Origin of the sequence: Pseudomonas sp. (genome assembly GCF_050739995.1) — a bacterium.
Classification (GTDB): domain Bacteria; phylum Pseudomonadota; class Gammaproteobacteria; order Pseudomonadales; family Pseudomonadaceae; genus Aquipseudomonas.
Genome location: NZ_JBOICG010000499.1, coordinates 1 through 7,575, shown reverse-complemented (window position 1 = coordinate 7,575; position 7,575 = coordinate 1). Strand labels below are relative to the sequence as shown.

Below are 7,575 nucleotides of genomic sequence, written 5' to 3'. Positions count from 1 at the left end.
CTGCGAAGAGGGCGTGTCAGGCAAAGGTGGACTAACTGACAGATTGCTATCGCAGGCAAGCCAGCTCCCACAGTTGGATTGCATTTCAAATCAAGGTTGTTGAGCTGTCTGACGGCCTTGCGTGACGCAGAGGCCAATAAATATCGGTTTCTCTCGTAGGACGTTTCTGGATGTTACCGAGCGGTGCAAATGTGTAACCTGCCGCCCAAACCTGAGGCAATGTGCTACGCCATCGCCCCGAAAAAGCGCGTTTTAGACACCCCAACAAATAAGATTAAACGCCAGACTTGCCGTGCTAGAAGGGTTTGCGAATAATAGGCCCGCAATTTGCAGCATCAACAGGTTTAATATCTTTTGTCTCTGCATAAAAATCAGAGGCTGTCAATGTGCTGGAACCGCTTTCTCGGTGCTTCTGTAAATTGTTGTCGCATTGAGGAAATATCGGCTTCTGGCCTGTCGTTAGAATGCCGATCACTCGCTCGTCGTCTCCAGTGTGTAACTGGTGTAGGACGCAGCACCGCTATTCGGTTTCCCTTACGTCGCATCGTGGGCCATGGCTCATACTGCTGTTTTTTGCCCTATACCGATGGAGTCCCAAGATGAAGAAACTCGTGCTGTTGGGCGCCCTGGCGCTGTCCGTGCTGTCCATGCAGGCCTTCGCTGATGAGAAACCCCTGAAGATTGGTATCGAAGCGGCTTACCCTCCATTTGCCTCGAAGGCGCCGGATGGCAGCATCGTGGGTTTTGACTACGACATCGGCAACGCCCTGTGCGCAGAGATGAAGGTCAAGTGCGTATGGGTCGAGCAAGAGTTCGACGGCTTGATCCCTGCGCTCAAAGTGCGCAAGATCGATGCGATCCTGTCGTCCATGTCCATCACTGACGACCGCAAGAAGTCCGTGGACTTCACTACCCGCTACTACCTGACCCCGGCACGCCTGGTGATGAAGGAAGGCACCACTGTCAGCGACAGCCTGGATGAACTCAAAGGTAAGAAGATCGGTGTGCAGCGCGGTTCGATCCACGATCGTTTCGCCAAGGAAGTCCTGGCCCCTAAAGGTGCCACGGTTGTGCCTTACAGCTCGCAGAACGAAATCTACCTGGACGTGGAAGCCGGTCGCCTCGATGGCACCGTGGCTGACGCCACTCTGCTGCAAGACGGCTTTCTGAAGACTCCAGCCGGCAAAGGCTACGCGTTCGTGGGCCCACAGTTCACCGACGTCAAATACTTCGGCGACGGCGTAGGCATCGCGGTACGCAAAGGCGACAAGGCCGAACTGGACAAGATCAACGCGGCCATCGCGGCGATCCGTGCCAACGGCGAATACAAGAAAATCCAGGACAAGTACTTCGACTTCGATATTTACGGCGCTGACCCTAAGTAACTCGTCGCAGCTGTCTGTCCGCAATGGCGCAAGCAACAGAATTCCTGAGGTTTGCGCCATTTTTTCATCCCCCTTTTCGAGGACCTGAATCATGTTGAAAGGCTACGGGGCCGTTATCCTCGATGGCGCATGGTTGACGCTTCAGCTCGCCTTGTCGTCCATGGCCTTGGCCATTGTTCTGGGTCTGATCGGGGTCGCGTTGCGCCTGTCGCCGGTGCGCTGGTTGGCCTGGCTGGGCGATCTGTACTCCACGGTGATCCGCGGGATTCCCGACCTGGTGCTGATTCTGCTGATTTTCTACGGCGGCCAGGACTTGCTCAACCGCGTCGCGCCGATGCTCGGCTACGACGACTATATCGACTTGAACCCCTTGGCAGCCGGTATCGGCACCCTGGGTTTCATCTTTGGCGCCTACCTCTCGGAAACTTTCCGTGGCGCTTTCATGGCGATTCCCAAGGGCCAGGCCGAAGCCGGCATGGCGTATGGCATGAGCCCGTTCCAGGTGTTCTTCAGGGTGATGGTGCCGCAGATGATTCGGCTGGCGATCCCCGGGTTCACCAACAACTGGCTGGTACTCACCAAGGCTACCGCGCTGATTTCGGTGGTGGGCCTGCAAGACATGATGTTCAAGGCCAAGCAGGCGGCAGACGCCACCCGCGAGCCTTTTACCTTCTTCCTCGCGGTGGCGGCGATGTACCTGGTGATCACCAGCGTGTCGTTGCTGGCCTTGCGTCATCTTGAGAAGCGCTACTCGGTAGGCGTAAGGGCGGCTGATCTATGATCTTCGACTACAACGTCATCTGGGATGCCATGCCGCTGTACCTCGGCGGTTTGGTCACCACCCTGAAACTGCTTGCCATCTCGCTGTTCTTCGGCTTGCTCGCCGCTTTGCCCCTGGGCTTGATGCGTGTGTCCAAGCAGCCGCTGGTCAACGGCGCGGCGTGGCTGTTCACTTATGTGATTCGCGGCACGCCAATGCTGGTGCAGCTGTTCTTGATCTACTACGGCTTGGCGCAATTCGACGCCGTGCGCGAAAGCTTCCTGTGGCCGCTGCTGTCCAGTGCCACGTTCTGTGCGTGCCTGGCGTTTGCGATCAACACCAGCGCCTACACCGCCGAAATCATCGCCGGCAGCCTCAAGGCTACGCCCAATGGCGAGATCGAGGCTGCCAAGGCCATGGGCATGTCGCGCTACAAGCTGTATCGCCGCATCCTGCTGCCGTCGGCCCTGCGTCGTGCGCTGCCGCAATACAGCAACGAAGTGATCATGATGCTCCAGACCACCAGCCTGGCCTCCATCGTCACCCTGATCGACATCACCGGTGCCGCGCGCACGGTGAACGCGCAGTTCTATCTGCCGTTCGAAGCCTATATCACGGCCGGTGCGTTCTACCTGTGCCTGACCTTCATCCTGGTGCGCCTGTTCAAGTTGGCCGAGCGCCGCTGGCTGAGCTACCTGGCTCCACGGAAGCATTGAGATGGAACGTATCGATCATCTGTTGCCCTGGGGCCACCTGGGCTGCGAGCGTCAACTGAGCGTATTTCGTTTTGGCAAGGGCGAACGCAAGGCCTACATCCAGGCCAGCCTGCATGCCGATGAATTGCCCGGCATGCGCGCCGCCTGGGAACTGAAAAAGCGCCTTATCGAGCTTGAACAGCAAGGCGCCCTCAATGGCGTGATCGAGCTGGTACCGGTGGCCAACCCGATGGGTCTGGGTCAACTGCTGCAAGGCAGCCACCAGGGACGTTTCGAAGTGGGCAGCGGCAAGAACTTCAACCGCGACTTCGTTGAATTGAGCGAGCCAGTCGCCGTGCTGCTCAAAGGCAAGTTGGGCGATGATCCCCACGCCAACGTGCGTATGATCCGTCAGGCAATGACCGACGCGCTCAATGCATTACCCGAACCTGGTAGCCAGCTGCAAGGCATGCAGCGAATCTTGCTCAGCCACGCCTGCACCGCCGACGTGGTGCTCGACCTGCATTGCGACGCAGAAGCCGCGTTGCACATGTACGCGCTGCCCCAGCACTGGCCGCAGTGGCGTTCGCTGGCGGCGCACCTGAATGTCAAAGTCGGCCTGTTGGCGGAAGACTCCGGCGGCAGTTCGTTCGATGAAGCCTGTTCACTGCCGTGGCTGCGTCTGTCCCAAGCGTTCCCCGAAGCGCAGATTCCACTGGCTTGCCTGGCGACTACGCTGGAACTGGGGGGGCAGGCCGACACCGGGCGTGACGAGGCGATCTTCCACGCCAAAGGTATTCTCGCGTTCCTCGCCGAACAGGGCCTTATCAAGGGCGAATGGCCCGCGCCGCAATTCGAACCTTGTGAAGGCGTGCCTTTCGAGGGTACCGAATTGTTGTTCGCGCCCCACGCTGGGGTGATCAGTTACCTGCGTAAAGCCGGTGAGTGGGTCGAAAAAGGCGAGCCGATTTTTGAAGTGATTGACCCCCTGGAAGACCGCGTCAGCACGATATGCGCGGGCACCTCGGGGGTGTTGTTTGCCGTTGAACGGCTACGTTATGCCCAAGCGGGTTTCTGGCTGGCCAAGGTGGCGGGGCGCGAAGCGCTGCGTCACGGGCGCTTGCTCAACGACTGACCACCTGTTTTTGTGAGAACCGACCGCATGTACAAACTTGAAGTCCAAGACCTGCATAAACGCTATGGCAGTCATGAAGTGCTCAAAGGCGTGTCCCTGGCCGCGGCGGCCGGTGATGTGATCAGCATCATCGGTTCCAGCGGTTCGGGCAAAAGTACCTTTTTGCGCTGCATCAACCTGCTGGAGCAACCCCACGCCGGCAAGATTCTGCTCAACAATGAAGAGCTGAAACTGGTGGCCAACAAGGACGGCGCCATGAAGGCCGCTGACCCGAAACAACTGCAACGCATGCGTTCGCGCCTGTCCATGGTGTTCCAGCATTTCAACCTGTGGTCGCACATGACCGCGATTGAAAACGTGATGGAAGCGCCGGTGCACGTGCTGGGCGTGTCGAAGAAAGAAGCCCGTGAAAAGGCCGAGCACTATTTGGCCAAGGTTGGCGTGGGCCATCGTAAGGATGCGTTCCCCGGCCACATGTCCGGCGGCGAGCAACAACGTGTGGCCATTGCCCGTGCCTTGGCGATGGAACCGGAGGTGATGCTGTTCGACGAACCTACCTCGGCCCTCGACCCGGAGCTGGTCGGCGAAGTGCTCAAGGTGATGCAGGACCTGGCCCAGGAGGGCCGCACCATGGTGGTCGTGACCCACGAAATGGGCTTTGCCCGTGAAGTGTCGAACCAGTTGGTGTTCTTGCACAAAGGCATCGTCGAAGAGCGCGGCAACCCGCGTGAAGTGCTGGTGAACCCTCAGTCCGAGCGTTTGCAGCAGTTCCTCTCCGGCAGCCTGAAGTAATTCCTGCCTATGGGGGTTGCTTTGTGTGGGAGGGGGCAAGCCCCCTCCCACATTGGATATGCATCGTTTTGAGATTTGTACTCGATTACGGGCTAGCATTAGCCCTTGTCTTCATTACTGTTACTGGCTTCGGATAGCACTCCATGACCGCCCACAAAATTGGTTTCCTGATTTGGCCCAGCACAAAAGCCCTGACGCTTGCGCTGGCTGAGGAGGCCTTGCGCGTTGCCCAGCGGGTGCATCCGGATGTGGTCTACGAGCTGTCATTCCTGCTCGCCGAGCCTGCCAGCGACGGCGCCTGGCAACTGCCGGGCGAACCGTGGGCCGGCAAGCTTGAAGGTTTCCAGAAGCTGTTCCTGCTGGCGGATGAGCCGCCGACCGCCATCGCTTCGCAACTGAGTACCGCGCTCAAGCAGCTCGTACGCGCCGGTTGCGTGATCGGAGGATTGTCGGCTGGTGTCTACCCGCTGGCCCAGCTGGGTTTGCTCGACGGCTACCGCGCCGCGGTGCACTGGCGTTGGCAGGATGATTTCGCCGAGCGCTTCCCCAAGGTCATCGCCACCAGCCATCTGTTCGACTGGGACCGCGACCGCCTGACCGCCTGCGGTGGTATGTCGGTACTTGACCTGTTGCTGGCGGTGCTGGCCCGTGACCACGGCGCCGAGCTGGCCGGGGCCGTATCCGAAGAGCTGGTAGTGGAGCGCATCCGCGAAGGCGGTGAGCGTCAGCGCATTCCACTGCAAAACCGCCTGGGTTCCAGCCATCCAAAGCTGACCCAGGCGGTGTTGCTGATGGAAGCCAATATCGAAGAACCGCTGACCACCGACGAAATCGCCCAGCATGTGTGCGTGTCGCGACGACAACTCGAACGTATCTTCAAGCAATACCTCAACCGCGTCCCCAGCCAGTACTACCTGGAACTGCGCCTGAACAAGGCCCGCCAGATGCTCATGCAAACCAGCAAGTCGATCATCCAGATCGGCCTGTCGTGCGGCTTCTCCTCGGGGCCGCATTTCTCCAGCGCCTACCGCAATTTCTTCGGCGCCACCCCCCGTGAAGATCGCAACCAGCGGCGCAGCAGCAGCCCGTTCGAGCTGTCATCGGTGCCGTCCGAACGCGGTTGAGCGCCTGCTTCACTCCTCCTCTGGGGGCCCCTGCGGTGGAACCAACCGGTTGCCCGCGGCATCCCGTGTAGCTGCCTGGACATACAGGGCGAAACCGGTGCGCAGGTAGTACTGCCGCAACAATTCCAGACTGTGCGCAGACAGCGGGTTGCCGCGCAGGTCGGAGTCGTTGTCGAGCGTTGTTGCGACTTCCAGTATGGCGTCGGGCAACGTCTCGATCAGGTTGTTGCTCAGGTCCAGCGTATGCAGGGACGGTAGTTGGAATACTCCCTCGGGAACCTCACGCAATTGGGCGTCGCGCAGGTGCAGCGAGCTCAGCTGATGCAAACGGCTGACAGCCGGCGCGTGGCCCAGAGGGTTGTTGCTCAGGTCGAGGAACTCAATGCCATTCAAGTTTTCCAGTGAGCGCGCACTCTCGGGCGTCAAGCTCAGTCGGCATTCGGCAAGATCCAGGGAGAACAGGTGCGACATGCTGAAAATCGACGTCGGCAGGGTTTGCAATGAGCATCTGTTGAGGGTCAGTGTCTGCAGTTTTGGGAAACCCTTGAGGGTGCCGTCGACTTCGGTGGTTGTGCCGTCGCTGATCAGTTCGAACGAAGTCACATGCTCGAAACGCGCGTTGAGTTGTGGCAGGGCGCCGAGTATGGGTGTTTCGAGTGCCACCGCATGGGTCATCTCGTCATCGAGGCTCTCTTCGTCTTCGGGGCTCTCATAACGCCAGGCTTGCTTGAGCAGTGTCTTGAAATTGCGCCGGACCAACTGCTGCAAGGCTCGTGTCTGTTCGTCCAGCGGGATGTCGAGGATCGGGTGATGCGTCGGCACATCGAGAATCCATTCATCCAGGTCGGTGTCCAGCTGTCGGTATTCCTCTTCGAGCTCGCTCATTTCAGCGTCTATGTCGTTCATCGTGCCTGGCAGTTTGAAGCTGAAACGATCGGCCTCGCTGGCGATGAAGGTCGGGTAGAGCTGTTGCACGCGTGTGCGCTGAGCGTCGGAAACCCTGGCTCTGAAGAATTCTCCGGTGCGTTGGCAATAGGCCTTGATCTGTTCCATTGCCTGCCTGGACAACGGATTGCCCGACAGGTCAACGCCCCGGGCGATGGTGTCGGGCAGGTCAGAAGCGCTCGACGGCAGGTATTCAATGGCATTGTTGCTCAGGTCGACAGCCGCGTGCTGTTCGCTGCTCAGCAGGCCGGTCGGCACTTCGCGCAGGCCGGTGTTGCGCAGGTGCACCCGGCTCAGTTGAGTGAGCCGTCGAAAATCCGGCACTTGCCCCAGGGGGTTGTGGTTGAGGTCCAGGGATGCCAGGCGGTTCATCCCTTCCAGGCTCTGCACGGAAGAGGCTGACAGCGTGATCGAGCAACGGGGCAGGCCGAGGAACTCCAGGCGTTGCAGGTTGAACAACGGCGCGGGGATATCCCCCAGTGGCGCGTCGCTGATGTTGACAGCGTTCAGCTTGTTGAAGCTGGGCAGGAAGTGATCCAGGTGCAGGGGGCGACCGTTACCCTCGATACGAATGCCGCCGATATGCTCGAAGCGGATGCTCATCGGCGGTAGCTCACCAGCCAGGGTGCTTGAGATTTTCAGGGAGTTGAGCCCGCGGGTCGGTTGCGGGGTTTCGCGCCGCCAACTGCGTTCCAGGAGTTCCCTGAGCACGGTTCGGCGTCCGCGTTCTACATCGGAG

7 protein-coding genes are annotated in these 7,575 nt (G+C 59.5%); 6 read left to right on the top strand and 1 reads right to left on the bottom strand.

Features of this window, described 5'->3' with window-relative positions; translation table 11 throughout:
- Positions 1–599 precede the first annotated feature (599 nt).
- From ACRESD_RS16475 to argR, 6 genes are all read left to right on the top strand, one after another.
- The gene (locus ACRESD_RS16475; RefSeq protein WP_395610924.1) at positions 600–1,385 is read left to right on the top strand and encodes an ABC transporter substrate-binding protein; all 786 of its coding nucleotides are present in this window, start codon (positions 600–602) and stop codon (positions 1,383–1,385) included.
- Between the two features lie 91 nt (positions 1,386–1,476).
- Positions 1,477–2,166: an ABC transporter permease gene (locus tag ACRESD_RS16470; protein ID WP_016973726.1), complete on the top strand. Its 690-nt coding sequence runs from the start codon at positions 1,477–1,479 to the stop codon at positions 2,164–2,166.
- A complete protein-coding gene (locus ACRESD_RS16465) occupies positions 2,163–2,861 on the top strand; it encodes an ABC transporter permease (RefSeq protein WP_431751898.1) in 699 nt (232 codons plus the stop codon). Before ACRESD_RS16470 ends, ACRESD_RS16465 begins: the two co-directional genes overlap by 4 nt.
- Before the next feature lies 1 nt (position 2,862).
- Positions 2,863–3,975, top strand: a complete 1,113-nt coding sequence (locus ACRESD_RS16460; protein ID WP_431751897.1) for a succinylglutamate desuccinylase/aspartoacylase family protein — start codon at positions 2,863–2,865, stop codon at positions 3,973–3,975.
- 27 nt (positions 3,976–4,002) lie between these two features.
- Positions 4,003–4,767, top strand: coding sequence for an ABC transporter ATP-binding protein (locus ACRESD_RS16455; RefSeq protein ID WP_010208310.1), 765 nt, complete (start codon positions 4,003–4,005; stop codon positions 4,765–4,767).
- A 143-nt stretch (positions 4,768–4,910) separates the two neighbouring features.
- On the top strand, positions 4,911–5,891 hold the full coding sequence (gene argR / locus ACRESD_RS16450; RefSeq protein WP_431751896.1) for a transcriptional regulator ArgR: 981 nt from the start codon (positions 4,911–4,913) through the stop codon (positions 5,889–5,891).
- A gap of 9 nt (positions 5,892–5,900) precedes the next feature.
- On the opposite strand, the gene ACRESD_RS16445 is transcribed toward argR, so the two are convergent.
- A partial coding sequence (locus ACRESD_RS16445) for a leucine-rich repeat domain-containing protein (RefSeq protein WP_431751895.1) occupies positions 5,901–7,575 on the bottom strand: 1,675 nt, incomplete at its 5' end.